The following is a 25477-nucleotide window of genomic DNA, read 5'->3' on the forward strand; positions in this document are numbered from 1 at the left end:
CGCCCCCGATAGCGGCGACACCGGCACTACAACTTATCGATATGCCGATAATCCAACTGCAACCCAGCCGCCAACTCCCGGGCCCGCCCCAGCCTGATCGGCCCGCGCTCGATATCCACCAGCAACCCCGCACACGCCAATAACGGCAACCCGCCGATGTCCTTGAGCCGCCCATCCGTAATCACCAACACACGCTGCTGCTCAGCCGGATACTGCTTGCGTCGCGCCATCAACCAATGCTGCGCCTCGGTCAGCGCCGCCAGCAACGGCGTTCCACCGCCGGCGCCCAACTGATCCAGCCAGCCGGTCAGGCCTTTCGCAGCTTTCAACCCCTGAACCTGCCATTTCGGCACCTGACCACTGGCGGTCAACAACGCCATGCGCGCGCGTTGCCGGTAGGCGTCGTCAAACAGCTGGGCGAGCAAGCCCTTCGCGTCGGTTAACGCACGATGTCGCCGGGTAGACGCCGACGCATCGACAATCACCAGCCACAACTCATGGGCCGAACGGCTGCGCAGATGGTAGCGCAGGTCTTCACGGGAATGCGGCCGGCCGCCGAGTAAGGTTCCGGGCCAGTCGATCGCGCCCTGCCGCGCGCTGCGCGCCTTGCCCTGCCTGCCGTTGTCCAGTCGCCCTGCCTTGGGGCGGGCATCCGTCCCCGCGTCAGGTCGGGGACGGATGCCTAGGGCTTTTTTGGCCAGGCGGGCACGTCTCGGCGAGCGCCGGTGGGCAGCGCCGGTGCGGGCATATCGCCCCACTGACCTTGGGCGGGCGAGGTGTCCGAGGGTGTCCGCGACTGCCCCTGATTAGACGGGCTGGTCGGTGCGGACGGCGCCTGGCGACGGTGGCGCAAGGCAAATTCCGCGACGGCTTCGATATCTTCCTCGGCGATCTCTTCCGCGCCCCGCCACGCTGCGTGCGCCCGGGCGCCGCGCAGCCAGACCAGGTCAGCGCGCAAGCCGTCGACCCCCGCGACGAAGCAGCGCTCGGCAATCTGCGCCAGGGCGCGGTCATCCAGCTCGATACTGTCCAGCCGCGCGCGCGCCTGAGCGCAGCGCTCGCGCAACGCCGTCTGCTGTTCGGCCCACTCGGCGCAGAAGACGGCGGGGTCGTTGTCGAAATCCAGACGGCGCCGGATGATCTGCCCGCGCTCGGCAGGCAGGGTCTGCCCGCTCAACGCCACATTGAAGCCGAAGCGATCCAGCAGTTGAGGGCGCAACTCGCCCTCCTCCGGGTTCATGGTGCCGATCAGCACGAACCGCGCCGAATGGCGGTGGGAAATGCCGTCGCGCTCAATCACGTTGGTGCCGCTGGCGGCCACGTCCAGCAGCAGGTCAACCAAGTGATCGGGCAGCAAGTTGACTTCATCGACATACAGCACGCCGCCATCGGCCTTGGCCAGCACGCCCGGGGAAAACTGCGCACGGCCCTCGCCCAGCGCGGCGTCCAGGTCCAGGGTGCCCACCAGGCGCTCCTCGGTGGCCCCCAGCGGCAATGTCACGAATTGACCGCTGGCCAGCAGATCGGCCAGGCCACGGGCCAGGGTGGACTTGGCCATGCCACGCGGGCCTTCGATCAGTACGCCGCCGATCCTGGGGTCGATGGCCGCCAGGCACAGCGCCAGTTTCAGGTCATCGGCGCCGACCACGGCGGACAGTGGAAAATGGGGAATATCGGTCATTGGCTGTCTTCTTCTATATCCAGCAACAGGTTTTCCAAGGCTTCACGGTAGGCACCCGGCGCCTGCCACAGGCCGCGCTGCTGGGCTTCGAGCATGCGCTCGGTCATGTCGCGCAATGCGGCGGGGTTGTGCTGCTGCACGAACGCCCGGGTGTCGGGGTCGAGCAGGTAGGCATCGGCGAGCAAGGCGTATTGATGATCGTCGATCAGCGCGGTGGTGGCGTCGAAGGCGAACAGGTTGTCCACGGTGGCCGCCATCTCGAACGCGCCTTTATAGCCGTGGCGCTTCACCCCATCGATCCACTTGGGGTTGGCGGCGCGGGCGCGGATCACCCGGTTCAGCTCTTCCTTCAGGGTGCGGATCTTCGGCAGGTCCGGCTGGCTGTGGTCGCCATGGTAGCTGGCGGCTTTGTCGCCGCTCAGGGTTTCCACGGCGGCGAGCATGCCGCCCTGGAACTGGTAATAGTCATTGGAGTCGAGCAGGTCGTGTTCGCGATTGTCCTGGTTTTGCAGCACCGCCTGCACCTGGCTCAGGCGCTGGGCAAACTGCTCACGGGCCACGGTGCCCTCATCGGACCCGCCATACGCGTAGCCACCCCAGTTCAGGTAGACCTCGGCAAGGTCCGCGCGGCTTTGCCACAGGCGCCCGTCGATCGCGCCCTGCACACCGGCGCCGTAGGCCCCCGGCTTGGCGCCGAAGATCCGCCAGCCGGCCTGTTTCGCTGCCGCTTCGGCGTCCAGCCCGGATTGGCGCAACGCCTCGCGCTCGCTGCGCACCTTGGCGGCGAGTGGGTTCAGATCGTCCGGTTCGTCCAGGGCCGCAACGGCCTGCACCGCCGCGTCGAACAGGCGGATCAGGTTGGCGAAGGCATCGCGGAAGAACCCCGACACGCGCAAGGTCACGTCGACGCGCGGGCGGTCGAGCAGGCTGATCGGCAGGATCTCGAAGTCGTCGACCCGCTGGCTGCCGGTGGCCCAGACCGGGCGCACGCCCATCAGCGCCATGGCCTGGGCGATATCGTCACCGCCGGTGCGCATGGTCGCGGTGCCCCACACCGACAGACCGAGTTGGCGCAGGTGGTCGCCGTGATCCTGCAAATGCCGCTCCAGAATCAGGTTGGCCGACTGGAAGCCGATGCGCCAGGCCGTGGTGGTGGGCAAATTGCGCACGTCCACGCTGAAGAAATTGCGCCCGGTGGGCAACACATCCAGGCGCCCGCGACTCGGCGCGCCGCTGGGCCCGGCCGGCACGAAACGGCCGCTCAGCGCATCCAGCAAGCCGCGCATTTCCGCCGGGCCGCAGGCGTCCAGGCGTGGCGCGACGATGCTGCGCAAGTGCTCGATCACCGCGTTCACCTCTTCCCAGCCCGGTGCCTGCAGTACCTCCAGGGGCCCTTGCAGAGCCTGTTCGATCAGCCGCGCCGCATACAGCTCCAGGCGCTCGCGGGTATCGCCAGCGGTGCGCCACGGCTGCGCATCAATGCCTTGCAACAGCTCGGGACGCCGACCGGTCCACGGTTCGGCCAGGGCGCAGTCCAGTGGGTCGAAGCCCAGCGCGAATGCCTTGGCCAGTACGCGCAGCAGGCTCGATTGCGCGCCACGGCCATCGCCACGCGGGATGCGCAGCAAGGCGAGTAAGGTATCGATGCGCAGACGGCCCTGGGGCGATTCGCCAAAGATGTGCAAGCCGTCGCGGATCTGCGACTCCTTGAGGTCGCACAGGTAAGTGTCCAGGCGCGGCAGCCAAATCGCGGCATCGGCGTCGCCATCCAGTTGCAGTTCCTGGTCGATGCGGGTTTCGCGCACCAGCTTGAGAATGTCTTTCTGCAACTCGCGGGCGCGGCGCGGGTCGAGCAGTTGCGCGTCGTAATACTCGTCCGCCAGCAGCTCCAGGTCGCGCAGCGGGCCGTAGGTTTCGGCGCGGGTCAGCGGTGGCATCAGGTGGTCGATGATCACCGCCTGGGTACGACGCTTGGCCTGGGCGCCCTCGCCCGGATCGTTGACGATAAACGGGTAGATATTCGGCAGCGGGCCGAGCAGTGCATCCGGCCAGCAGTGTTCCGAAAGCCCCACACCCTTGCCCGGCAGCCACTCCAGGTTGCCGTGCTTACCGACATGGATCACGCCGTGGGCACCATAGGTGTGGCGCAACCAGAAATAGAACGCCAGGTAGCCATGGGGCGGCACCAGGTCCGGGTCGTGGTACACAGCGCTTGCGTCCACCTGGTAACCGCGCGCCGGCTGGATGCCGACAAAGGTCAGGCCCAGGCGCAGGCCCGCGATCATCAGGCGGCCATCGCGGCACATCGGGTCTTGCTGCGGCGCACCCCAGCGCTGCAACACGGCCTGGCGGTTGGCCTCGGGCAGGCGCAGGAACATCGCCTGGTACTCGTCCAGGCCCAGGCTCTGATGGCAAGGGCGCAGGTCCAGGCTGTCGAGGTCATTGGTGACGCCGCCGAGCAGCTCGTGAATCAGCGCGGTGCCGCTGTCGGGAAGCGCATCCTGCAGCGGATAGCCCTCGGCGTGCAGCGCCCGCAGGATATTCAGCGCCGCCGCCGGGGTGTCCAGCCCGACGCCGTTGCCGATGCGACCGTCGCGGGTCGGGTAGTTGGCCAGCACCAGGGCGATGCGTTTGTCCGCATTCGGCACCCGCGCCAGTTCGACCCAGCGCCGTGCCAGTTCGGCGACGAAATCCATGCGCTCGGGCGCGGCGCGGTAGCACACCACGTCGGACTGGCTGCGCTCGCTGCGCCAGGCCAGATCCTTGAAGCTGATCGGCCGGCTGATGATGCGCCCGTCCAGTTCCGGCAAGGCAATGTGCATGGCCAGGTCCCGCGGGCCCAGGCCTTGCTCGCTGGCCTCCCAGCCGGGCTGGTTGTCCTGGGCGCAGATGGCCTGGATCACTGGGATATTGCGGCGAAACGGGCGCAGATGCGGCGCTTCCGGGCTGGATTGGGCGAAACCGGTGGTATTGAGGATCACCGCCGCGCCGACTTCATCCAGCAAGTCCTCGACCACCGCCAGGCAGCCCGGCTCTTTCAAACTCGCCACCGCCATTGGCAACGGGTTCAGCCCCGCCGCCTGCAGGCGCTGGCAGAACACATCGATAAAGCCGGTATTGGCCGCCTGCAAATGCGAGCGATAGAACAGCACCGCCGCCACCGGCCACTCGGCGCGCCAATCCGCTTGCCAATCGCTCAACCGCGGGCTGGCGTGGCGCGGGTGATAAATCGCCGTGCGCGGCAAGGTGTGCGGCTCGGCCCAGGCATAGTCGCGGCCCAGGTAAGCACTGGCCAGGCAGCGATAGAAATCCAGCGCATTGCCCAACCCACCCTGGCGCAGGAACTGCCACAAGCGGTCGCGCTGTTCGGCGTTAACCGTGCTCAGGCCGCTGAGCTCCGGGTCCGGGCGATCATCCCCCGGCACCAGGATCAACCTCACGCCGCGCTCGGCCAGCTCCACCAGGCGCTCGACGCCGTAGCGCCAATAACCGATACCGCCGTGCAGCGAAATCAGAATCACCTTGGCGTGGCGCAGCACCTCGTCGACATACAGGTCCACCGAGGCATGGTTCTGCACCTGCATGGGGTTGGCCAGGCGCAGGCTCGGGTAATCGTCGGGCAGCTGCCGGGCCGCTTCGGCCAGCAGCGCCAGGCTGGAATCGCCGCTGCACAGGACCACCAGCTCGGCGGGCGTTTGGCCAAGGTCGGCGATATTGTCGTCCGCGACGAAACCACCGGGCTGAGTCCTGAGCAGGTGCATGGGTTAAACGCTGAGCGCGGCGCGCAGGTGCGCTTCAAGGCCCGCCGCGTCCAGGTCCTGACCGATCAGCACCAGGCGCGTGATGCGCGGTTCGTCGGCTGTCCAGGCGCGATCGAAATGCTTGTCGAAACGCGTACCCACGCCTTGGATCAACAGGCGCATCGGTTTGTTGGGAATGGCGGCAAAGCCTTTGACGCGCAGGATGCCGTGTTGCACCACCAGTTGCGTCAAGGCATCGAGCAGCAGCGCTTCGTCGGCCTGGGGCAGATCGATGGAGATGGAGTCGAACGCGTCGTGATCATGATCGTCTTCACCGTCGTGGTGGTGATCGTGATGGCTGTGACGGGCGTCGATGTGTTCCTCGGAGCCTGCGCCCAGACCGATCAGCACCTCCAAAGGCAGGCGACCGCTGCTGGCTTCGACAATCTTCACCGCCGGCGGCAGTTCTTCGGCGACTTCCAGGCGCACACGGGCCAGGTCATCGGGACTGATCAGGTCACATTTATTGAGGATCACCAGGTCGGCGCTGGCCAGTTGGTCGGCGAACAGTTCGTGCAGCGGCGATTCGTGGTCCAGGTTCGGGTCGAGCTTGCGCTGGGCGTCGACCTGATCCGGGAACGCGGCAAAAGTGCCGGCGGCCACGGCCGGGCTGTCGACCACGGTGATGACCGCATCCACCGTGCAGGCGCTGCGGATTTCCGGCCACTGGAAGGCTTGTACCAGGGGTTTTGGCAGGGCCAGGCCCGAGGTTTCGATCAGGATATGGTCGAGGTCGCCGCGACGGGCAACCAGTTCGCGCATCACCGGGAAGAATTCTTCCTGCACCGTGCAGCACAGGCAGCCGTTGGCCAGCTCGTACACGCGGCCGTTGGCTTCTTCTTCGGTGCAACCGATGGAGCACTGTTTGAGGATCTCGCCGTCGATGCCCAGCTCGCCGAACTCGTTGACGATCACCGCAATGCGACGGCCCTGGGCGTTGTCGAGCATATGGCGCAGCAAGGTCGTTTTGCCCGAGCCGAGAAAGCCGGTAACGATGGTGACGGGGAGTTTGGCCAGTGTTTTCATCGGATGCCCTTGGGGGCGGGCAGACGGGACGATGGCCCTGCGCAGGCGCGCAGCAGCAGATTTCGTCACCGGATCACCCCGCCCGGTTGAATTGAAAATCGGTGCCGAGGCAGGTCTCCTGGCTTGGGGCGTGCAGGTCTCGCGACCGGCGCCGACTGCGCCTTCCCGCCTGATGGCAGTGGCATGGCAGTCAACTGAACCCTTCACAGTTGCGGGGGCAGCCGCGGCTTTGACCGCGTTCCCTTCTTAGCTTCGGCCTGGGCCGAAGAACCTCGAGGGTGCAAGGCTACAGGGGCTGGTCGCATTTGACTACCGTCCGCCACCCATGCTCTCCTACACATCTTGTTTCGGGTGCCCTTCACAGGGTGAAACGGGAAACCGGTGATTCGCCAGGTTGATGCCTGCGTGAAAAGTCCGGTGCTGCCCCCGCAACGGTAAGCGAGCGAAGCGTCACGGCCACTGTGCTTGAGCATGGGAAGGCGACGCTTTAAGGGTTCCTGGCAGAGCCCCCTCGCAAGCCCGGAGACCGGCCCGAAAAAATCAGATAACAAACCCGCGGTGGGCGGGCGCTGTTTAAACCTTGCGAGCCCGGCTCGCGGGGTTTTCATGCGCACGTCTCCACCCCAGACACTTGAAAGGGACGCGCCATGTCGATCATCAGCAGCACCTCGCCCGCCGTCAGCGGCACCACTACCCTGAGCCAACGCCTGACCGCCGCCATCGGTGCGTCGATCCTTGGCGCATGCCTGGTGTATTTCGCCGGTTTCTCGCACATCGAGGCGGTGCACAACGCCGCCCACGATACCCGCCACAGCGCCGCGTTCCCGTGCCACTGAGGCCTGCCGAGATGATCAAGCGTATTGCGCAAACCGCGGGGTTCACCGGCCTGCTGGCCGCCTTGCTGCTGACCCTGCTGCAAAGCTTCTGGGTGGCACCGCTGATTTTGCAGGCCGAGACTTTCGAGCAGGCACCGGCAGCCCATGAACACGCCGCCGGCACCGCCGCGCACACCCACGACGCCGAAGCCTGGGAGCCGGAAGACGGCTGGCAGCGCGTGCTGTCGACCACCGCCGGCAACTTGGTGGTGGCCGTCGGTTTTGCCTTGATGCTGGCCGGTCTCTACACCCTGCGGGCCCCGACGCGCACCGCCCAGGGCCTGCTGTGGGGCCTGGCCGGTTACGCAACCTTCGTGCTGGCGCCGACCCTGGGCCTGCCGCCGGAACTGCCGGGCACCGCAGCGGCTGACCTGGCGCTGCGCCAGACCTGGTGGATCGGCACCGCCGCGTCCACCGCGGTCGGCATCGCCTTGCTGGTGTTCGGTCGCAATGTGCTGCTCAAAGTCCTGGGCGTGGCGATCCTGGCGGTGCCCCATGTGATTGGCGCGCCACAGCCGGCCGTGCATTCGATGCTGGCGCCGCAGGCGCTGGAAGCGCAGTTTAAGATCGCCTCGCATCTGACCAACATGGTGTTCTGGCTGGCCCTGGGCCTGATCAGCGCGTGGTGGTTCCGTCGCCATGGCGACAGTCATTACGCGGCATGACCCTCGTCGCCGGCCTGGGCTGCCAGCGAGGTTGCGAGGTGCACACTCTGTTGGCGTTGCTGGATGCGGCATTGGTCGAAGCAGGCGTCGAGCGCCGCCAGCTCGCCGCACTGGCGAGTATCGATCTGAAACAGGCCGAACCAGGGCTGCTGGCGTTGGCCGCAGCCTTGAACCTGCCCTTGTTGGACTTTAACGCCCGACATCTGGCGGCGTATGAAGGGCGCCTGAGCCACAAATCTATTGTGGCTTTTGCCCATACCGGCTGTTACGGCATTGCCGAAAGCGCCGCGCTGGCGGCGGCCGAACAGATCAGCGGCGCCCCTGCCAGGCTGCTGATCACCCGCCGCAAAAATGCCCACGCCACCGTGGCATTGGCCTGCACGGGTTAAAAACCCGATAATCGCCCTCCCCGATCATGAGTAATCTTCATGCTCGCCCGTTTTTTCACAGGAACGCTCCATGACCGTCTACTTTATCGGCGCCGGCCCCGGCGATCCGGAATTGATCACCGTCAAGGGCCAGCGATTGATCCGCAGTTGCCCGGTGATCATCTATGCCGGCTCGCTGGTGCCGGCCGCGGTGCTGGAGGGGCATCAGGCCTCACAGGTGGTCAACAGCGCTGAGCTGCACTTGGAACAGATCATCGAACTGATCAAGACCGCCCACGCCAAAGGCTTCGATGTGGCGCGGGTACATTCCGGCGACCCTAGCCTGTATGGGGCAATTGGCGAGCAGATTCGCTGCTTGCGTGAGCTGGGCATCCCGTTCCAGATCGTCCCCGGTGTCACCGCCGTTGCCGCTTGCGCGGCCTTGCTGGAAGCCGAACTGACCCTGCCGGATATCGCCCAGAGCGTGATTCTGACGCGCTATGCCGACAAGACCCGCATGCCTGCCGGCGAGGAGTTCGCCAGCCTGGCGCAACATGGCACCACCATGGCGATTCATCTGGGGGTCAACCATCTGGAAAAGATCGTCGCCGAACTGCTGCCGCATTACGGCGCGGATTGCCCGATCGCCGTGGTGCATCGCGCGACCTGGCCGGATCAGGATTGGGCGGTGGGCACGCTGGGGGATATCACCGAGAAAGTCGCCGCCAAAGGTTTTCGGCGCACGGCGTTGATTGTGGTGGGTCGGGTGCTGGCCAGTGACGGTTTCAGTGAATCCTCGTTGTATCGGGCGGGGCATGCACACCTTTATCGACCTTGATAAATAACTTTATCAATTTGATATAAGCTTTTGATTTAATTTATTTTTATAGGGGTTTATCAGTGGGCGGCCGGGTTGCTGATCCGGCGCTATCGGGGGCAAGCCCCCTCCCACAGTTGACCGCGTTCACTGGTCGCTGTGAGGTTGCTTCATGTGGGAGGGGGCTCGCCCCCGATAAGGCCCTTCAGTAAACGAATATCGACGCTGACTCACCAGAATCCCAGGCAAACCTTCGCACTACCTGATCCAACTTATGAGATATATAGCGTAACCACCTGAATTTAAACCATAAAAAAAAGGCGCTCACGGGGCGCCGTTTTTTTGTTTGCAGTGAACACCTTACTCAGTAGTAGGCGTTTTCTTTCTGCGTGTGGTCAGTCACGTCACGTACGCCCTTGAGCTCCGGAATGCGCTCAAGCAAGGTGCGCTCGATGCCTTCCTTCAAGGTCACGTCGGCCTGGCCGCAGCCCTGGCAGCCGCCGCCGAACTTCAACACGGCGATGCCATCCTCGACTACGTCGATCAGGCTGACCTGGCCGCCGTGGCTCGCCAGCCCTGGGTTGATTTCGGTTTGCAGGTAATAGTTGATGCGCTCGTTGACCGGGCTGTCGGCGTTGACGTTCGGCACCTTGGCGTTCGGCGCCTTGATGGTCAGTTGGCCGCCCATACGGTCGGTGGCGTAATCAACCACTGCATCGTCGAGAAACGCTTCGCTGAAGCTATCGATATACGCAGTGAAGCTTTTGAGCCCCAGGGCGGTGTCTTCAGGTTTCTCTTCGCCAGGCTTGCAGTAGGCAATGCAGGTCTCGGCGTATTGGGTGCCGGGCTGGGTGATAAAGACGCGGATGCCGATACCCGGGGTGTTCTGCTTGGACAGCAGGTCGGCCAGATAATCGTGGGCGGCGTCGGTAATGGTTATGGCAGTCATGGAAACTCCTCACAGGCTTGCCGGCAGTTTACGCCAAATCATTACAGAGTTACAAAGTCCTAGTGTTTTTGTCGGAAAAGCCCAACCGCACACGTCAGAGGTTTTGATAACGGTTCATGTCCAACACGCCCTCTTCCAATGGACTGGTCTCGTGCAGGTAGCGCGACAGGTCGTGGAAGTACTTCCAGAACTGCGGATGGCTGCGGCGCACGCCCCAGCGATCGACAATTTTCTCGAAGCTTTCGGCATCCTGGGCCTGCTCCATGCGGGAGACGAACTCCGGCACCTCCCCGGCGGGGAGATTGAATATGAAGTTCGGGTAGCTGCTCAGCACCCCAGGGTAGACCGTCAGCGTGTCCAGCCCTGGTTGATAGCGATACGCCTCGCCCAACAGGAACGCCACGTTACTGTGCGCACGGTTGCGCAACAGGCTGTAGACCTCACGTTTGCCGCCCGGTGTTTCGACGCGCAGCATCGTGGCTTCGGGCAATTGATTGATCACCTTGAGCCCTGCCGCCGGGCGTGAGGCGAGACGGCTGAGGGCCTGATCGACGTCCTGCAGCGCCGGGTCGATGCCTTCACGCGAGCAATAGGCACCGGTACACCGGTTGATCGGGTCGGGGCTGGCGTTCAAGTCACCGTAGCGGGCGAGCAGTTGTTGGGCGAAATCGCGCTTCGGATCTTTTTTATCCAGGTGCAGGCCGGTGGGTGTGTCGTCGTCGATCGCTTCGTAGTCCAGCCACAGCTTGAGCTTGCCGCTGTTCTGGTACCAATCGTCGAGGTAGTCCTCACGGGCGTCGGCCGGCATCAGACGCAGGAAGTTCTGCTCGGCGCCATTGCGGATCAGGTCGAAGTACAGACGGGTCTGGGCCTGGTGCGATACGTTGCCGAATACATCGAAATTGACTACCAGCTGGTAATAGGTGCGCTCCAGCAGCGGGTAATCGAACAGCCACATTGTCTGCGGCACCTCTCCAATCAGGCCTTTATTGACCGAGGCACTGTCGAAGTGACGAAAGATGCTCAACAACGCATTGTCATTGCCGGCCCACAGGGTTGACCAGCTTGGCGCCGGCAGGTCTGCGTAGCTGTCGCGGCGCAGCGCTTCGTATTGATTGCGCTTGTCGCGGTACTTGAGCCACAGGCTGAGCACACTGCCGACGTCATCGTTCTGCCCCGGCATGGCCAGCAACGGCGTGGCCTGGCCGCGATAACGTGCATCGGTGACGTACAGGTCATGGTCCGGGTCCTGGAACAACGCCCAGAAGTTGTCGCGGATCACGTCCGTGGCGATCTGCCCACGGCATACCGGCCCGCGAATAAACGTGCGCACGAAGTACTCGGCGTTATCCAGCATGAACTGGTAACGCGCCTTGGCCGGGATCGCCTCGAACGTTTCGAACGGGTTGGCGCGGCGACCGGGTCCGTAGCCCGGCATCGCACTGACTTGCCAATCGCTGCCGTAAAACAGCGCTTTGATTCGCGCCATTTTGGCTGCGCTGAGTGGGTAAGTGATGTGGGTCTTGTGCACGATCACGCCCTGCACCGGCCAGAGACGGTAGTAGATCCGCGTGCCCGGATCATCGTTGGGGCGACGGGTGTTGATCAGGTCAATCGGCTGGCCGCTGGGGGTACGCGAGCGCACCCATTGGAAAAAGTGCCCCGGCTCGCCACCGTCGAAATACAAATGGGCAATAAACAGGTGCTCGAACAACCAGCGCGCCACCAGGCTCTCGCGAGCGCCTGGGGCGTTAAGCAGGTTTTCCCATTGCAACACCTGCGCGGCTTCGCTGGCGCTTGGCGCCACGCCTTGCTCATCGATGCTGGCCCCGGACGCCAGCCAGCGTTGCAGTGTCTGGTATTGCGCGTCGGTCAGCCCGGTGACCGCCAGCGGCATGCCTTCGTTGGGATGCGCGCCGGCATAGGCGTCGAACTCCCCCGGCAAGGGGCACATGTTTTCGCGATTGAGGCCCAGCACTATGTCGTCCGGCAGTTTGCCGTTGGGCGTCAGCGGAGTACGGCGATGACCCAGTTCCAGCATGCGCGCCATCAAGGCAGCCTGGCTGCCCTGGGCATCCAGTACCGAGCTGAACCCCTCGCGTTGCCAGGCGGCTTTACCGAAGGCGTCGTAGAACAGACGCGTCGGTTTGGTTGCCTGGCTGCGTTCGCCATCGTAGACCGGTACTTTGCTCGCACCCCGTGCCGCGCCTTCGCCGCTGCCCAGGTTCAACTGGCAGGCGGAGTCGTAACACGCATGGCAGGCCACGCACTTCTCGGTGAAAATCGGCTGGATATCGCGGGTATAGGAGATCGCCGGTACGGGACCCTGCGCCTGGACAGTGCTGGCGAGCAAGGCCAGCACGGCCCCGACGAGTAAACGAAGTGACATGGATCGGTCCCGAATCAAGGGGTGCGCAGAAAAATTGGCGGTGATTCTACCGGGCCATGCAGCGGGGCAACATGAACGATATTCATGCAAATCCAGGCATGCTCAAAATCGGCACAGGTTTGCTATGATCCCTACCCTCCGTAATGCCTGACCAGAGTAGTCCCATGTCCGATCGTAGCGCGCGTCTGCAAGCCCTTCACCACGCCCTCAAGGAACGCATCCTGATCCTCGACGGTGGCATGGGCACGATGATTCAGAGCTATAAACTGGAAGAACACGACTACCGGGGCAAACGCTTTGCCGACTGGCCCAGCGACGTCAAGGGCAACAACGACCTGCTGGTGATCACCCGTCCGGACGTGATCGGCGGGATCGAAAAGGCTTATCTGGATGCCGGTGCCGACATCCTCGAAACCAACACCTTCAACGCCACGCGCATTTCCATGGCCGACTACGGCATGGAAGAACTGGCCTATGAACTGAACGTCGAAGGCGCACGCCTGGCGCGCAGGATTGCCGACGCCAAGACCGCCGAAAACCCGGCCAAGCCGCGTTTCGTCGCCGGCGTACTCGGCCCCACCAGCCGCACGTGCTCGCTGTCGCCCGACGTCAATAACCCCGGCTATCGCAACGTGACCTTCGATGAACTGGTGGAAAACTACACCGAGGCCACCAAGGGCCTGATCGAAGGCGGCGCCGACCTGATCCTGATCGAAACCATTTTCGACACCCTCAACGCCAAAGCCGCGATCTTCGCCGTGCAAGGCGTGTTCGAGGAGCTGAACCTTGAGCTGCCGATCATGATCTCCGGCACCATCACCGACGCCTCCGGCCGCACCCTGTCGGGGCAGACGACCGAAGCGTTCTGGAACTCGGTGGCCCATGCCAAGCCGATTTCCGTGGGCCTGAACTGCGCCCTTGGCGCCAGCGAACTGCGCCCGTACCTGGAAGAGCTGTCCAACAAGGCCAATACCCATGTGTCGGCGCACCCCAACGCCGGCCTGCCTAACGAATTCGGCGAATACGACGAGTTGCCCGCACAAACCGCCAAGGTCATCGAAGAATTCGCCCAGAGCGGCTTTCTCAATATCGTCGGCGGTTGCTGCGGCACCACGCCGGGGCATATCGAGGCCATCGCCAAGGCCGTGGCCGGTTACGCGCCGCGCGTGATCCCGGACATTCCCAAGGCCTGCCGCCTGTCCGGGCTGGAGCCGTTCACCATCGACCGCAGCTCGTTGTTCGTCAACGTCGGCGAACGCACCAACATCACCGGTTCCGCCAAGTTCGCCCGGCTGATCCGCGAGGACAACTACACCGAAGCCCTGGAAGTCGCCCTGCAGCAGGTGGAAGCCGGCGCCCAGGTGATCGACATCAACATGGACGAGGGCATGCTCGATTCGAAGAAGGCCATGGTGACCTTCCTCAATCTGATTGCCGGCGAGCCGGACATCTCCCGCGTACCGATCATGATCGACTCCTCCAAGTGGGAGGTGATCGAGGCCGGGCTCAAGTGCATCCAGGGCAAGGGCATCGTCAACTCCATCAGCATGAAGGAAGGCGTCGAGCAGTTCATTCACCACGCCAGGCTGTGCAAACGCTACGGCGCGGCGGTGGTGGTAATGGCGTTCGACGAAGCCGGCCAGGCCGACACCGAAGCGCGCAAGAAAGAAATCTGCAAACGCTCCTATGACATTCTGGTCAATGAAGTGGGTTTTCCGCCGGAAGACATCATCTTCGACCCGAACATCTTCGCGGTCGCCACCGGCATCGAGGAACACAACAACTACGCGGTCGACTTTATTAATGCCTGCGCATATATCCGCGATGAGCTGCCCTATGCGCTGACATCCGGCGGCGTGTCCAACGTATCGTTCTCGTTCCGTGGCAACAACCCGGTGCGCGAAGCGATCCATTCGGTGTTCCTGCTGCACGCGATCCGTGCGGGGCTGACCATGGGTATCGTCAACGCCGGCCAGTTGGAGATCTACGACCAGATCCCGGCCGAGCTGCGTGATGCCGTGGAAGACGTGGTGCTCAACCGCACGCCGGAGGGCACCGACGCCCTGCTCGCCATCGCCGACAAGTTCAAGGGCGACGGCAGCGTCAAGGAAGCCGAAACCGAAGAGTGGCGCGGCTGGGACGTCAACAAGCGTCTGGAGCATGCGCTGGTCAAGGGCATCACCACCCATATCGTCGAAGACACCGAGGAGTCGCGACAGTCATTCGCGCGCCCGATCGAAGTGATCGAAGGCCCGCTGATGTCGGGGATGAACATCGTTGGCGACCTGTTCGGCGCCGGCAAAATGTTCCTGCCCCAGGTGGTGAAATCCGCCCGCGTGATGAAACAGGCCGTGGCCCACTTGATCCCGTTCATCGAGCTGGAAAAAGGCGACAAGCCGGAAGCCAAAGGCAAGATCCTGATGGCTACGGTGAAGGGCGATGTGCACGATATCGGCAAGAACATCGTGGGCGTGGTGCTGGGGTGCAACGGTTATGACATCGTCGACCTCGGCGTGATGGTACCGGCGGAGAAAATCCTGCAGGTGGCCAAGGAGCAGAAGTGCGACATCATCGGGCTGTCCGGCCTGATCACGCCGTCCCTGGACGAGATGGTGCACGTGGCGCGCGAGATGCAGCGCCAGGACTTCCACCTGCCGCTGATGATTGGTGGCGCCACCACCTCCAAGGCGCATACGGCGGTGAAGATCGAGCCCAAATACAGCAACGATGCGGTGATCTACGTGACCGACGCCTCGCGCGCAGTGGGCGTGGCCACGCAACTGCTGTCCAAGGAATTGAAAGCCGGCTTTGTCGAGAAGACTCGCCAGGACTACATCGAAGTGCGCGAACGCACCTCCAACCGCAGCGCGCGCACCGAGCGCCTGAGCTACGCGGCGGCCATCGCCAAGAAGCCGCAGTTCGACTGGGCCGGCTACACCCCGGTAACGCCGACCTTCACTGGCGCCAAGGTGCTGGACAATATCGACCTGAGGGTGCTGGCCGAATACATCGACTGGACGCCGTTCTTTATTTCCTGGGACCTGGCCGGCAAATTCCCGCGCATTCTCACCGATGAGGTGGTGGGCGAAGCGGCGACCGCGCTGTACGCCGATGCCCAGGCCATGCTCGACAAGCTGATCGACGAAAAACTCATCAGCGCTCGTGCAGTGTTCGGTTTCTGGCCAGCCAACCAGGTCGACGAGGATGACCTGGAAGTCTACGGCGACGATGGCCAGACGCTTGCCAAGCTGCATCACCTGCGCCAGCAGATCATCAAGACCGATGGCAAGCCGAACTTCTCCCTGGCCGACTTCGTCGCGCCCAAGAGCAGTGGCGTCACCGACTACATCGGCGGTTTTATCACCACTGCCGGCATCGGCGCCGAAGAAGTGGCCAAGGCGTACCAGGACGCGGGCGACGACTACAACTCGATCATGGTCAAGGCCCTGGCCGACCGCCTGGCCGAAGCGTGCGCCGAGTGGCTGCACCAGCAGGTGCGCAAGGAACATTGGGGTTACGCCAAGGACGAACAGCTGGATAACGAAGCCCTGATCAAGGAGCAGTACAGCGGCATCCGCCCTGCCCCCGGCTACCCGGCGTGCCCGGATCACACCGAGAAGGCGCAACTGTTCCAACTGCTCGACCCCCAAGCCCGCGAAATGCAGGCCGGGCGCAGCGGCGTGTTCCTTACCGAGCACTACGCCATGTTCCCGGCGGCGGCGGTCAGCGGCTGGTACTTCGCCCACCCACAGGCGCAATACTTTGCCGTGGGCAAGATCGACAAGGATCAGGTCACCCGCTACGCCGCGCGCAAAGGCCAGGACCTGGCCGTGACCGAACGCTGGCTGGCGCCGAACCTGGGCTACGACAACTGATCCCTGGGCGTCGCGCCGGCACGTGACGGATTGTCTATGCTGTCCCTCATACACCGAGTGTGGAGGGACCTATGGACGAGCACAAACCGCCGACCTTCTGGCAGATGCTGCACAGCGTGGTGGCCGCCGCCTTCGGCGTGCAAAGCGGCAAGAATCGAGCCCGTGACTTCACCCACGGCAAGCCCAGCCATTTTGTGGTCCTGGGCATCCTGTTTACGCTGGTGTTTGCACTGACCCTGTTCGGCATCGTCAAGCTGGTGCTGCACGTGGCCGGCGTTTAACGCAGCAACGCGTCCACCCGGTTGCCGATCCGCTCGACACCGGCCTGTTACTGATGGCTGACCCAGAAAACGGCGGTGCCCACGACCAGGATAATCAGGAACAGGATGGCCCATGCATCCACGGTACTGTCGGGTTTACGGGCTTTTGTAGGATTGCTCATCGCATCGCCTCTTGTCGGTTTTATAGGTGATCGCACTAAGACTCGATGACAGTAAAGTCGATGATTGCCCGCATGACAAATAAGGGTATCGAGAGAATCCTTCGCATTAGACATTTTGGTTATTTGCATATACTCAAACATCACTTTTGCGCATAAACGCAAACTGGTATCGTGCGCCGGCTCCGTTGGGAGTGCGCGGCCGTGCGCGCAGATTTGCCGAGAACAGGACCTATATGTACGTATACGACGAATACGATCAGCGCATCATCGAGGACCGCGTCAAGCAGTTCCGTGATCAGACCCGACGCTATCTGGCAGGTGAACTGAGCGAAGAAGAGTTCCGCCCTCTGCGCCTGCAAAATGGCCTGTATGTTCAGCGCTTTGCGCCGATGCTGCGCGTGGCCGTGCCTTACGGCCAGCTGACGTCGCGCCAGACACGCATGATGGCCAGGATTGCCCGCGACTACGACAAAGGCTATGCCCACATCAGCACCCGTCAGAACGTGCAGTTCAACTGGCCGGCGCTTGAAGATGTGCCGGACATTCTGGCTGAACTGGCCACCGTGCAGATGCACGCGATCCAGACCAGCGGCAACTGCCTGCGCAACGTCACCACCGACCAATTCGCCGGGGTAGCCGCCGATGAGCTGATCGACCCGCGCCCCTGGTGTGAAATCATTCGCCAGTGGACCACCTTTCACCCCGAATTCGCCTACCTGCCGCGCAAGTTCAAGATCGCCGTCAATGGCTCGACCTCGGACCGTGCCGCTATCGAAGTTCACGATATCGGCCTGGAGCCGGTGTACAACGCCGCAGGCGAGCTGGGCTTCCGCGTCCTGGTCGGTGGCGGCCTGGGCCGTACCCCGGTGGTCGGCGCGTTTATTAACGAGTTCCTGCCGTGGCGGGATCTGTTGAGCTACCTCGACGCTATCCTGCGGGTCTACAACCGCTACGGCCGTCGCGACAACAAGTACAAAGCCCGGATCAAGATCCTGGTCAAGGCGCTGACCCCTGAGGTGTTCGCCCAGAAGGTCGAGGCCGAGATGGAACACCTGCGCGGTGGCCAGACCACCCTGACCGACGCCGAAGTGCACCGCGTCGCCAAGCATTTCGTCGACCCCGAGTACAAGGCCCTGAGCAATCAGGACGCCGAACTCGCCGCCCTCGACCAACAACACCCAGGCTTCGCCCGTTGGCGTACGCGCAACACCCTGGCGCATAAGAAGCCGGGCTATGTGGCCGTGACCCTGTCGCTCAAGCCCACCGGCGTCGCCCCGGGCGACATCACCGATAAACAGCTGGACGCGGTTGCCGACCTGGCCGAGCGCTACAGCTTCGGTCAGCTGCGCACGTCGCACGAACAGAACATCATCCTGGCGGACGTGGAGCAGAGCCAACTGTTCACCCTGTGGGGAGAGCTGCGCGAGAACGGTTTCGCCACGCCGAACATCGGCCTGTTGACCGACATCATCTGCTGCCCGGGCGGCGACTTCTGCTCCCTGGCCAACGCCAAGTCGATCCCGATCGCCGAATCGATCCAGCGCCGTTTCGACGACCTGGACTACCTGTTCGACATCGGTGAGCTGGACCTGAACATCTCCGGGTGCATGAACGCCTGCGGTCACCACCACGTCGGCCACATCGGCATTCTGGGCGTGGACAAAAAAGGCGAAGAATTCTACCAAGTGTCCCTGGGTGGCAGCGCCAGCCGCGATGCGAGCCTGGGCAAGATCCTCGGCCCGTCCTTCGCCCAGGAAGCCATGCCTGACGTGATCGGTAAACTGATCGATGTGTACATCGAACAGCGCACCGAAGATGAGCGCTTCATCGACACCTACCAGCGCATCGGCATCGACCTGTTCAAGGAGCGCGTCTATGCAGCGAATCATTAAGAACAACGAAGTCGTCGACGAAACTTGGCACCTGCTGCCCAAGGACGCGAGCTTCGACGGCATTTCCAACTGCGACGACCTGATCGTGCCGCTGGCGCTGTGGCGCGAACACGGCCATGCCCTCAAGGCCCGCGACGGCGGCCTGGGTGTGTGGCTGGACGCCGATGAAGAAGCCGAAGAAATCGGCGCGGACGTGGAGCACTTCCAGGTCATCGCCCTGAATTTCCCGGCCTTCACCGACGGGCGCAACTACTCCAACGCCCGACTGCTGCGTGATCGCTACGGTTACAAGGGCGAACTGCGGGCGATCGGCGACGTATTGCGCGACCAGTTGTTCTACCTGCACCGCTGCGGCTTCGATGCCTTCGCCTTGCGCGCCGACAAAGACCCGTACGAAGCGCTGGAAAGCCTGAAGGATTTCTCGGTGACCTACCAGGCCGCCACTGACGAGCCGCTTCCGCTGTTCCGTCGCCGCTGAGTTGGCGCACATGAAAAAGCCCTGGCATGCCAGGGCTTTTTTATCGGTTGAGTTTGATCGACGCCAGCACCTGCTTCTGCCCCATCGAGCACGGCACGCCTTCCGGCTGTGCCCGTACCGCCTCGATCACGCCCAGCAACTGCGCTTTGCTGTGCGCCAAATGCGCCTGCATTTCTTCGATCTGCTGCACCTTGCGCTGCAGCGCCTCAATCAACTCCTCGCGCTTGTGCTCCCCCGGAGCCGGCATGAGCGCCTTGAGTTCCTGCAAGGTAAACCCCGCCTGTTGCGCGCTCTGTATCAACTGCAAGGTCTGCAACGCTTCCGGTGCATAGCGCCGATAGCCATTGGCTTGACGCCCCACCTGGCTGATCAGTCCTTCGGCCTCGTAAAAACGAATGCGCGAGGCGGCCAGTCCACTCTGTTTTGCCAGCTCTCCGATATTCATTGCGATACCTGCTTGACATTAAAGTTAACTTTAAGCTTAGCCTGAGGCCTCCCCCGCTCAGGAGTCAACCCATGTCACCGTTCGAACCCTTGCAACTGCCCAATGGCCAGATCATCGCCAACCGCATTGCCAAAGCCGCGATGGAAGAAAACATGGCCGACCTCAACCAAGCGCCCTCCCACGCACTCAAGCAACTGTACAAGGCCTGGGCTGACGGCGAGCCGGGCCTGTTGCTGACCGGCAACGTAATGATCGACCGCCGCGCCATGACCGGCCCCGGCGGCGTCGCGCTGGAAAACGAAGAGCACCTGGACAGCTTCCGCGAATGGGCCGAGGTGGCACGGGCCAAGGGTGTGCATTTCTGGGTTCAACTCAGCCATCCAGGCCGCCAGACCATGGCCAACCTCGGCCAGCAAGCCCTGGCGCCGTCGGCCATCGCGCTGGACCTGGGCAGTTTCTCAAAGATGTTCGCCACCCCTCGGGCCATGACCGAGGACGATATCCAGGACGTGATCCAGCGCTTCGCCACCAGCGCGCGCCTGGCCGAAAAGGCCGGGTTCAGCGGCGTGCAGATCCACGGCGCGCATGGCTACTTGATCAGCCAGTTTCTCTCGCCATTGAGCAACCACCGCACCGACCGCTGGGGCGGCTCCCTGGAAAACCGCGCACGCCTGCTGCTGGAAGTGATCCACGCCGTGCGCGCCAGTGTCAGCCCGTCGTTCTGCGTAGCAGTCAAGCTCAACTCGGCGGACTTCCAGCGCGGCGGCTTCGATGCAGCGGACGCACGCGCCGTGGTCGAGATGCTCAACCCGCTGCCCATCGATCTGCTCGAATTGTCCGGCGGCAGCTATGAAGCACCCGCCATGCAGGGCGACGCGCGGGACGGGCGGACCCTGGCGCGCGAAGCGTACTTTCTGGAATTTGCCAAGGAGCTGGCAAGCATCGCCACCATGCCGTTGATGGTGACGGGCGGTATTCGTCGCCTGCCCATCGTGCAGCAAGTGCTGGACAGCGGCATCGCCATGGCCGGCATCGCCACCGCGCTGACCCTGGAACCGCAATTGCTCAAGCACTGGCGCGAAGGCCGCGACCCCAACCCGCAACTCAAACCGATCCAATGGCGGCGCAAGCCGCTTGCCGCCCTCGCCACCCTGGCCGTGGTACGCGACCAGATGCGCCGCCTGAGCCGTGGTCGCCTGCCCAGGCCCAAGGTTGCGCCGTGCATGGCGCTGGTGCGCGATCAGTGGTTTATCGCTCGGCGTACCCGCCAGTATCGTGCCAGCATGACGCAATCTTCACATTAAAGGCGGAGCATTCGCCGTGATCGAACTGTCCCCTATTGATCAGCAGCTTTTAACCTCACTGACGATTGGAGTTCTTCATGGCGAAAATCAACCTGGCCCAGCAATTGGCGAGCACCCTGGAACAGGCGGGCATCAAGCGCATCTGGGGTTTGACCGGTGACAGCCTCAACGGGCTGACCGACGCGCTGCGCAGCATGGACAGCATTGAGTGGATGCATGTGCGCCACGAAGAAGTGGCCGCCTTCGCCGCCGGTGCCGAAGCGGCCGCCACCGGTGAGCTGACCGTGTGCGCCGGCAGTTGCGGGCCGGGCAACCTGCACTTGATCAATGGCTTGTTCGACTGCCATCGCAACCATGTGCCGGTACTGGCAATTGCCGCGCAGATTCCGTCGTCCGAGATCGGCCTGAATTACTTCCAGGAAACCCATCCCCAGGAGTTGTTCAAGGAATGCAGCCACTTTATCGAACTGGTCAGCAACCCTGCGCAAATGCCCCAGGTGCTGCACCGCGCCATGCGCTCGGCGATTCTCAATCGCGGCGTGGCCGTGGTGGTGATTCCGGGTGATGTGTCGCTGCTGGAAGTCGAAGACAAGCTTAAACCCTGGCCCGCCCTGCACGCGCCGCGCACCTTACCGGCGGAGCAGGACCTGCAACGCTTGGTCGAGATCCTGCAAAGCAGCCAGAAAGTCACCCTGCTGTGCGGCAGCGGCTGCGCCGGTGCCCATAACCAAGTCGTCGCCCTGGCCGACACCCTCGGCGCGCCGGTGGTGCACGCGTTGCGCGGCAAAGAGCATGTGGAGTGGGACAATCCGTTCGACGTGGGCATGACGGGCCTGATCGGCTTCAGCTCCGGTTACCACGCCATGCTCGACTGCGACACGCTGATCATGCTCGGCACCGACTTCCCGTATCGCCAGTTCTACCCCACCGACGCCACAATCATTCAGATCGACCGCGACCCCCAGGCACTCGGCCGACGCGCCACCCTTGACCTGGGCATCGCCGCCGACGTCAGTGAAACCCTGGACGCTCTGCTGCCGCGCCTGACCCGCAAGACCGACCGCAGCTTTCTCGATACGTCGCTCAAGCACTATGAAAAAGCCCGCCAGGGCCTGGACGACCTCGCACAGCCGTCGAAAGCCAATCGGCCGATTCACCCGCAGTACGTCGCACGCCTGCTCAGCGAGCTGGCGGACGAGGATGCGATCTTCACCGCCGACGTCGGTTCGCCCACCGTGTGGGCCGCGCGCTACTTGAAGATGAATGGCAAGCGCCGCCTGATCGGCTCGTTCAACCATGGCTCCATGGCCAATGCGATGCCGCAGGCGATCGGCGCACAGGCAGCGTTCCCTGGGCGCCAGGTGATCTCGATGTCCGGCGACGGTGGCTTTGCCATGCTGATGGGGGATTTCATCTCACTGGCGCAATTGAACCTGCCGGTCAAAGTCATCGTGTTCGATAACGCGTCGCTGGGGTTTGTCGCCATGGAGATGAAGGCGGCCGGTTACCTGGAGGCCGGCACCGAACTGAAAAACCCGGATTTCGCCGCCATGTCCAATGCCATGGGCATTCTCGGCATTCGCGTGGAGCAATCCGAAGACCTGGAGCCGGCCTTGCGCCGCGCCCTGGCCCATGATGGCCCGGTGCTGGTGGATGTGGTCACCGCGACCCAGGAACTGGTGATGCCGCCAAGCATCAAGCTGGAGCAGGCCAAAGGGTTCAGCCTGTACATGCTCAAGGCGGTGATGAGTGGCCGTGGCGATGAGGTGATCGAGTTGGCGAGGACTAACTGGTTGCGCTGAGCCAATACTGTGGGAGAGGGCTTGCCCCTCCCACATTGGATAACGAGTACCGATTCAAGCGCTCTGTTTTTCCACCCATTTGGCGTAGGCATCAATGAATGCCTGCAAAAACGGCCTGGTTTTCTCCGACACCTTCCCCGCCTCATCGAACACACTGCCCGCGCCGCCCAGATAGGCTTCCGGCTGCTGCATGCACCATACATCGAGGAATACCAGGGACTGGCGCAGGTGGTGGTTGGCGCCGAAGCCGCCAATCGCACCCGGCGACACGCTGATGATCGCCCCCGGCTTGGCGCTCCAGGCACTTTTGCCATAAGGGCGCGAGCCAACGTCAATCGCGTTTTTCAATGGGGCCGGTACGGAACGGTTGTATTCCGGGGTCACGAACAGCACCGCGTCGGATGAACTCACCTGCTGACGGAAAGTGCTGTAGGCTGCCGGCGGTGATGCACCGTCGATGTCCTCGTTGTAGAGCGGCAGATCGCCGATTTCCACGATGTTCAACTTCAGGTTGGCGGGGGCCAGGTCGGCCAGTGCCAGCGCGACTTTGCGGTTGATGGAGTCTTTTCTCAAGCTGCCCACCAGGACGGCGATCGTGTAGACCTTGCTCATTGAAGTTTCCCGACGTTGGACTAAGGAAGTTGTAGTTATAAAGTCTTCGCCGCCTGTTCACCAGCAGCATCTGAAGTTGCCCACGGGTTTGCCTTGCGCCTTCCCGCGTAGGAAACGTCTCAAAACGCCCTACGAATAGTATTTTTTTTCGGTAGGCAAACTACCCCGCTCAATGACGGTCTACACAACCGAAAATCGAGTGTTTATCTCCAGAGGTTCTAAACAGATGGCAGCAGTACTTGTCGGACAATTCCATGCCAGAGACGCAGAAGGACGCGTGTATTCGGTGCATGAATTCCAGGAATCCACCCCGGCGCACGGCGACCTGGCTGGCTCGGCCCCTACCACCACCTACAAGCTGGCCATTGGCGATCGTGTAGAAAAACTGGAAGGCGATGAATTCAAACTGATCCAGTCGGGAACGATTCTGGTCCGCGAGTCGCAGTCCACGCCCGCCTCCTGATATCTCGCCCGTTTCTGCCTGCTCAGTCCCGGCCATTGATGGCGTTGACTGGGCTGGGCGATCAGGGCCGGCGAATCTCCGTCACTTCGGCGCCCGCCTCCCCTTCGACCTGCTTAAGGGTCACCATCAGCCGCCCTCGCTCCCCTTCGACCGTGTACGTCGAACGCTTGTAGCCCGGCGCGCCATTGGCCGGATACGCCTGTATCTGCCGCGCCAAGGCAATGCCCAGCACCGCCCCCACCTGTTCGCCCACCTGCTCCTGGTCCCGAATGAAGGTTTCAAGGGCGAGGTTTTCCGGCAGGGTTTCGTCGTGGTTATTGAAGAGATAGGCAGCCACGCACCCCACGGTCACCAACACCAGGAGCTGCTTGGCCGTTATCCCGAAAAAGCGCGAGGGAATTGGCATGTGAGACCCGACCTGTTTTTGTTGTAAGTGCCGTGGGCGGCTTTGGTCATCGATGTTCAGACGCGCCATTCTAGTGGGGCCATGGCCGAACGCCATAGGTGTGAGCAACCCGCGCAGTCTTTTTTGCGCATCGAGGTCGGTGCCATTGAAACCCCACCGCGCTGCACATAGACTCCGGCGATGCGTTTACGTCATATCGAAGTGATTCAGGCCATTTTGCAGACCGGACACCTCGGCACGGCCGCCGAGTGGTTGCAACTTCCCGTGGGCGACGTGGACGCGACGCTCAAGGATGCCGAGCAGCAACTGGGCTTCATGCTGTTCGCCAGTGTGCGCGGGCGTCTGCAGGCCACGCGCGAAACCCTGGAGCTGCAGGCGCAGATCGCGCCTGTCTACGAAGCACTCGAACCGCTGCAACGCCTGGCCGGCCGCCTCAAACATCACCATGCCCCGACACTGCGCGCGCTGTGCACCCCGCCTCTGGCCAACCACCTGCTGCCGCAGAGCATCGCCCTGCTGCGCCGTCGCTTTCAAGACACGCCGTGCAACCTGTCAAGCCAGCCGACCCGCGACATTGTCAGAAGCCTGCTGTTGCACGAAGCCGACGTAGGCCTGAGCCTGCACGACCCGGAACACCCGCAGATTCTCAGTACCGTGCTGGCCCAAGGCAAGCTGCAGCTGCTGGCGCCCCATGGCTGGCTCAAGCCGAAGCAGAAATACATCGCCCTGCAAGACCTGGCCGGCCAGTCCATGATCGGGTTGGAGGGTCATGACCCGCTGAGCCGCCTGCTGGATGCCAAGCTGCAGGCGTTACGCCCGTTACCGGTGGTGCAGACACGGGTGCAGACCTACCAGATGATGCGCAGCATGGTCGAGGCGGGAGAAGGGCTGGCGATTGTCGACCCGTTCACCGCCCTTGGCGTGCGCGAGTCCGGCCTGGACGCGTGCCCGGTGTCGCCGCCGATGCCCGTCATCCTTTACTCGCTGACCCTGAAAGACGCCGCACCCTCGCCGGCATTGAACGCTTTGCTGGAAATCATCACCCACAAAGCCCAGGCACTGCTGAGCGGTACGCCCGCAGCGTAATCCCCCGCCCGCCACCGCTGTTTTCGACACACCCCCTGACAGTCAGGCGGGAACCTGATCCCCGGCTTTTCGCACACAGTCGTTGACCTCGCCGCGCTTGCT

The 25477-nt window shown here is 63.0% G+C and carries 21 protein-coding genes and 2 riboswitches; of the genes, 12 read left to right on the forward strand and 9 right to left on the reverse strand.

All coding sequences use genetic code 11. The features are described from left to right. Nucleotides 1–26: 26 nt before the first annotated feature. From QRN10_RS10005 to cobW, 4 genes are read right to left on the reverse strand one after another with little or no spacing between them, the layout of a single operon-like run. On the reverse strand, nt 27–629 hold the full coding sequence (locus QRN10_RS10005; RefSeq protein ID WP_253511829.1) for a vWA domain-containing protein: 603 nt from the start codon (nt 627–629) through the stop codon (nt 27–29). 53 nt (nt 630–682) lie between these two features. Next, nucleotides 683–1681 (reverse strand): magnesium chelatase ATPase subunit I, encoded by a 999-nt coding sequence (locus QRN10_RS10010; RefSeq protein WP_285428321.1) that lies wholly within the window; start codon nt 1679–1681, stop codon nt 683–685. Beyond that, nucleotides 1678–5442, reverse strand: coding sequence for a cobaltochelatase subunit CobN (gene cobN, locus QRN10_RS10015; protein WP_285428322.1), 3765 nt, complete (start codon nt 5440–5442; stop codon nt 1678–1680). Before cobN ends, QRN10_RS10010 begins: the two co-directional genes overlap by 4 nt. Nucleotides 5443–5445: 3 nt before the next feature. Continuing rightward, entirely contained in the window at nt 5446–6507 is a 1062-nt protein-coding gene (cobW, locus tag QRN10_RS10020; protein ID WP_277526665.1) for a cobalamin biosynthesis protein CobW, read from the reverse strand. A gap of 91 nt (nt 6508–6598) precedes the next feature. Beyond that, nucleotides 6599–6797, reverse strand: a riboswitch (cobalamin riboswitch). 42 nt (nt 6798–6839) lie between these two features. Continuing rightward, nucleotides 6840–7056, forward strand: a riboswitch (cobalamin riboswitch). 98 nt (nt 7057–7154) lie between these two features. Here cobW and QRN10_RS10025 point away from each other — a divergent pair. From QRN10_RS10025 to cobM, 4 genes are all read left to right on the forward strand, one after another. Next, a complete protein-coding gene (locus tag QRN10_RS10025; RefSeq protein WP_181077224.1) occupies nt 7155–7343 on the forward strand; it encodes a CbtB domain-containing protein in 189 nt (62 codons plus the stop codon). An 11-nt stretch (nt 7344–7354) separates the two neighbouring features. Continuing rightward, entirely contained in the window at nt 7355–8047 is a 693-nt protein-coding gene (locus QRN10_RS10030; RefSeq protein ID WP_285428323.1) for a CbtA family protein, read from the forward strand. After that, nucleotides 8044–8436, forward strand: coding sequence for a cobalamin biosynthesis protein (locus QRN10_RS10035; protein ID WP_253506950.1), 393 nt, complete (start codon nt 8044–8046; stop codon nt 8434–8436). Before QRN10_RS10030 ends, QRN10_RS10035 begins: the two co-directional genes overlap by 4 nt. 70 nt (nt 8437–8506) lie before the next feature. Beyond that, a complete protein-coding gene (gene cobM / locus QRN10_RS10040) occupies nt 8507–9253 on the forward strand; it encodes a precorrin-4 C(11)-methyltransferase (RefSeq protein ID WP_181077218.1) in 747 nt (248 codons plus the stop codon). A 343-nt stretch (nt 9254–9596) separates the two neighbouring features. Here cobM and nfuA read toward each other — a convergent pair whose 3' ends face one another. Together nfuA and QRN10_RS10050 are read right to left on the reverse strand one after the other, a co-directional pair. Beyond that, on the reverse strand, nt 9597–10181 hold the full coding sequence (gene nfuA / locus QRN10_RS10045; protein WP_034097045.1) for a Fe-S biogenesis protein NfuA: 585 nt from the start codon (nt 10179–10181) through the stop codon (nt 9597–9599). Between the two features lie 94 nt (nt 10182–10275). After that, nucleotides 10276–12570, reverse strand: a complete 2295-nt coding sequence (locus QRN10_RS10050; RefSeq protein WP_285428325.1) for a fatty acid cis/trans isomerase — start codon at nt 12568–12570, stop codon at nt 10276–10278. 164 nt (nt 12571–12734) lie between these two features. Here QRN10_RS10050 and metH point away from each other — a divergent pair, with 164 nt between their 5' ends. The 4 genes from metH to QRN10_RS10070 all read left to right on the forward strand — a co-directional run bounded on the left by metH (nt 12735) and on the right by QRN10_RS10070 (nt 19257). Further along, complete coding sequence (metH, locus tag QRN10_RS10055; protein WP_285428326.1) at nt 12735–16445, forward strand: methionine synthase; 3711 nt, start codon at nt 12735–12737, stop codon at nt 16443–16445. A 71-nt stretch (nt 16446–16516) separates the two neighbouring features. After that, on the forward strand, nt 16517–16726 hold the full coding sequence (locus tag QRN10_RS10060; RefSeq protein WP_219855180.1) for a DUF2970 domain-containing protein: 210 nt from the start codon (nt 16517–16519) through the stop codon (nt 16724–16726). A 394-nt stretch (nt 16727–17120) separates the two neighbouring features. Beyond that, nucleotides 17121–18779 carry a nitrite/sulfite reductase gene (locus QRN10_RS10065; protein ID WP_181077210.1) on the forward strand — a complete coding sequence of 553 codons (1659 nt, stop codon included), beginning with the start codon at nt 17121–17123 and terminating at the stop codon, nt 18777–18779. Next, nucleotides 18763–19257: a DUF934 domain-containing protein gene (locus tag QRN10_RS10070; protein ID WP_103734335.1), complete on the forward strand. Its 495-nt coding sequence runs from the start codon at nt 18763–18765 to the stop codon at nt 19255–19257. Before QRN10_RS10065 ends, QRN10_RS10070 begins: the two co-directional genes overlap by 17 nt. 40 nt (nt 19258–19297) lie before the next feature. On the opposite strand, the gene QRN10_RS10075 is transcribed toward QRN10_RS10070, so the two are convergent. Beyond that, the gene (locus tag QRN10_RS10075; RefSeq protein ID WP_181077208.1) at nt 19298–19702 is read right to left on the reverse strand and encodes a MerR family transcriptional regulator; all 405 of its coding nucleotides are present in this window, start codon (nt 19700–19702) and stop codon (nt 19298–19300) included. A gap of 71 nt (nt 19703–19773) precedes the next feature. Between QRN10_RS10075 and QRN10_RS10080 the strand changes: the two genes are divergently transcribed. Further along, on the forward strand, nt 19774–21006 hold the full coding sequence (locus QRN10_RS10080; protein WP_181077206.1) for an NADH:flavin oxidoreductase/NADH oxidase family protein: 1233 nt from the start codon (nt 19774–19776) through the stop codon (nt 21004–21006). A gap of 77 nt (nt 21007–21083) precedes the next feature. After that, entirely contained in the window at nt 21084–22808 is a 1725-nt protein-coding gene (poxB, locus tag QRN10_RS10085; RefSeq protein ID WP_285428327.1) for a ubiquinone-dependent pyruvate dehydrogenase, read from the forward strand. A gap of 54 nt (nt 22809–22862) precedes the next feature. Here poxB and QRN10_RS10090 read toward each other — a convergent pair whose 3' ends face one another. Continuing rightward, complete coding sequence (locus QRN10_RS10090; protein WP_181077202.1) at nt 22863–23420, reverse strand: NADPH-dependent FMN reductase; 558 nt, start codon at nt 23418–23420, stop codon at nt 22863–22865. Between the two features lie 226 nt (nt 23421–23646). Here QRN10_RS10090 and QRN10_RS10095 point away from each other — a divergent pair, with 226 nt between their 5' ends. After that, nucleotides 23647–23883 carry a hypothetical protein gene (locus QRN10_RS10095; protein ID WP_181077200.1) on the forward strand — a complete coding sequence of 79 codons (237 nt, stop codon included), beginning with the start codon at nt 23647–23649 and terminating at the stop codon, nt 23881–23883. 61 nt (nt 23884–23944) lie between these two features. Here QRN10_RS10095 and QRN10_RS10100 read toward each other — a convergent pair whose 3' ends face one another. Beyond that, nucleotides 23945–24289, reverse strand: coding sequence for a hypothetical protein (locus QRN10_RS10100; RefSeq protein ID WP_285428328.1), 345 nt, complete (start codon nt 24287–24289; stop codon nt 23945–23947). 180 nt (nt 24290–24469) lie between these two features. Between QRN10_RS10100 and QRN10_RS10105 the strand changes: the two genes are divergently transcribed. After that, on the forward strand, nt 24470–25375 hold the full coding sequence (locus QRN10_RS10105) for a LysR substrate-binding domain-containing protein (RefSeq protein ID WP_181077196.1): 906 nt from the start codon (nt 24470–24472) through the stop codon (nt 25373–25375). Nucleotides 25376–25477 lie beyond the last annotated feature (102 nt).

Origin of the sequence: Pseudomonas sp. lyk4-R2A-8 (assembly GCF_030209095.1) — a bacterium.
In the GTDB taxonomy this organism is placed as follows: domain Bacteria; phylum Pseudomonadota; class Gammaproteobacteria; order Pseudomonadales; family Pseudomonadaceae; genus Aquipseudomonas; species Aquipseudomonas quebecensis.

Excerpts from the sequence above, each read along its gene's own strand:
- QRN10_RS10010 (WP_285428321.1), bottom strand. The coding sequence starts at position 1,681 with ATGACCGATATTCCCCATTTTCCACTGTCCGCCGTGGTCGGCGCCGAT.
- cobN (WP_285428322.1), bottom strand. The coding sequence starts at position 5,442 with ATGCACCTGCTCAGGACTCAGCCCGGTGGTTTCGTCGCGGACGACAAT.
- cobW (WP_277526665.1), bottom strand. The coding sequence starts at position 6,507 with ATGAAAACACTGGCCAAACTCCCCGTCACCATCGTTACCGGCTTTCTC.
- QRN10_RS10025 (WP_181077224.1), top strand. The coding sequence starts at position 7,155 with ATGTCGATCATCAGCAGCACCTCGCCCGCCGTCAGCGGCACCACTACC.
- QRN10_RS10030 (WP_285428323.1), top strand. The coding sequence starts at position 7,355 with ATGATCAAGCGTATTGCGCAAACCGCGGGGTTCACCGGCCTGCTGGCC.
- QRN10_RS10035 (WP_253506950.1), top strand. The coding sequence starts at position 8,044 with ATGACCCTCGTCGCCGGCCTGGGCTGCCAGCGAGGTTGCGAGGTGCAC.
- cobM (WP_181077218.1), top strand. The coding sequence starts at position 8,507 with ATGACCGTCTACTTTATCGGCGCCGGCCCCGGCGATCCGGAATTGATC.
- nfuA (WP_034097045.1), bottom strand. The coding sequence starts at position 10,181 with ATGACTGCCATAACCATTACCGACGCCGCCCACGATTATCTGGCCGAC.
- QRN10_RS10050 (WP_285428325.1), bottom strand. The coding sequence starts at position 12,570 with ATGTCACTTCGTTTACTCGTCGGGGCCGTGCTGGCCTTGCTCGCCAGC.
- metH (WP_285428326.1), top strand. The coding sequence starts at position 12,735 with ATGTCCGATCGTAGCGCGCGTCTGCAAGCCCTTCACCACGCCCTCAAG.
- QRN10_RS10060 (WP_219855180.1), top strand. The coding sequence starts at position 16,517 with ATGGACGAGCACAAACCGCCGACCTTCTGGCAGATGCTGCACAGCGTG.
- QRN10_RS10065 (WP_181077210.1), top strand. The coding sequence starts at position 17,121 with ATGTACGTATACGACGAATACGATCAGCGCATCATCGAGGACCGCGTC.
- QRN10_RS10070 (WP_103734335.1), top strand. The coding sequence starts at position 18,763 with ATGCAGCGAATCATTAAGAACAACGAAGTCGTCGACGAAACTTGGCAC.
- QRN10_RS10075 (WP_181077208.1), bottom strand. The coding sequence starts at position 19,702 with ATGAATATCGGAGAGCTGGCAAAACAGAGTGGACTGGCCGCCTCGCGC.
- QRN10_RS10080 (WP_181077206.1), top strand. The coding sequence starts at position 19,774 with ATGTCACCGTTCGAACCCTTGCAACTGCCCAATGGCCAGATCATCGCC.
- poxB (WP_285428327.1), top strand. The coding sequence starts at position 21,084 with ATGGCGAAAATCAACCTGGCCCAGCAATTGGCGAGCACCCTGGAACAG.
- QRN10_RS10090 (WP_181077202.1), bottom strand. The coding sequence starts at position 23,420 with ATGAGCAAGGTCTACACGATCGCCGTCCTGGTGGGCAGCTTGAGAAAA.
- QRN10_RS10095 (WP_181077200.1), top strand. The coding sequence starts at position 23,647 with ATGGCAGCAGTACTTGTCGGACAATTCCATGCCAGAGACGCAGAAGGA.
- QRN10_RS10100 (WP_285428328.1), bottom strand. The coding sequence starts at position 24,289 with ATGCCAATTCCCTCGCGCTTTTTCGGGATAACGGCCAAGCAGCTCCTG.
- QRN10_RS10105 (WP_181077196.1), top strand. The coding sequence starts at position 24,470 with ATGCGTTTACGTCATATCGAAGTGATTCAGGCCATTTTGCAGACCGGA.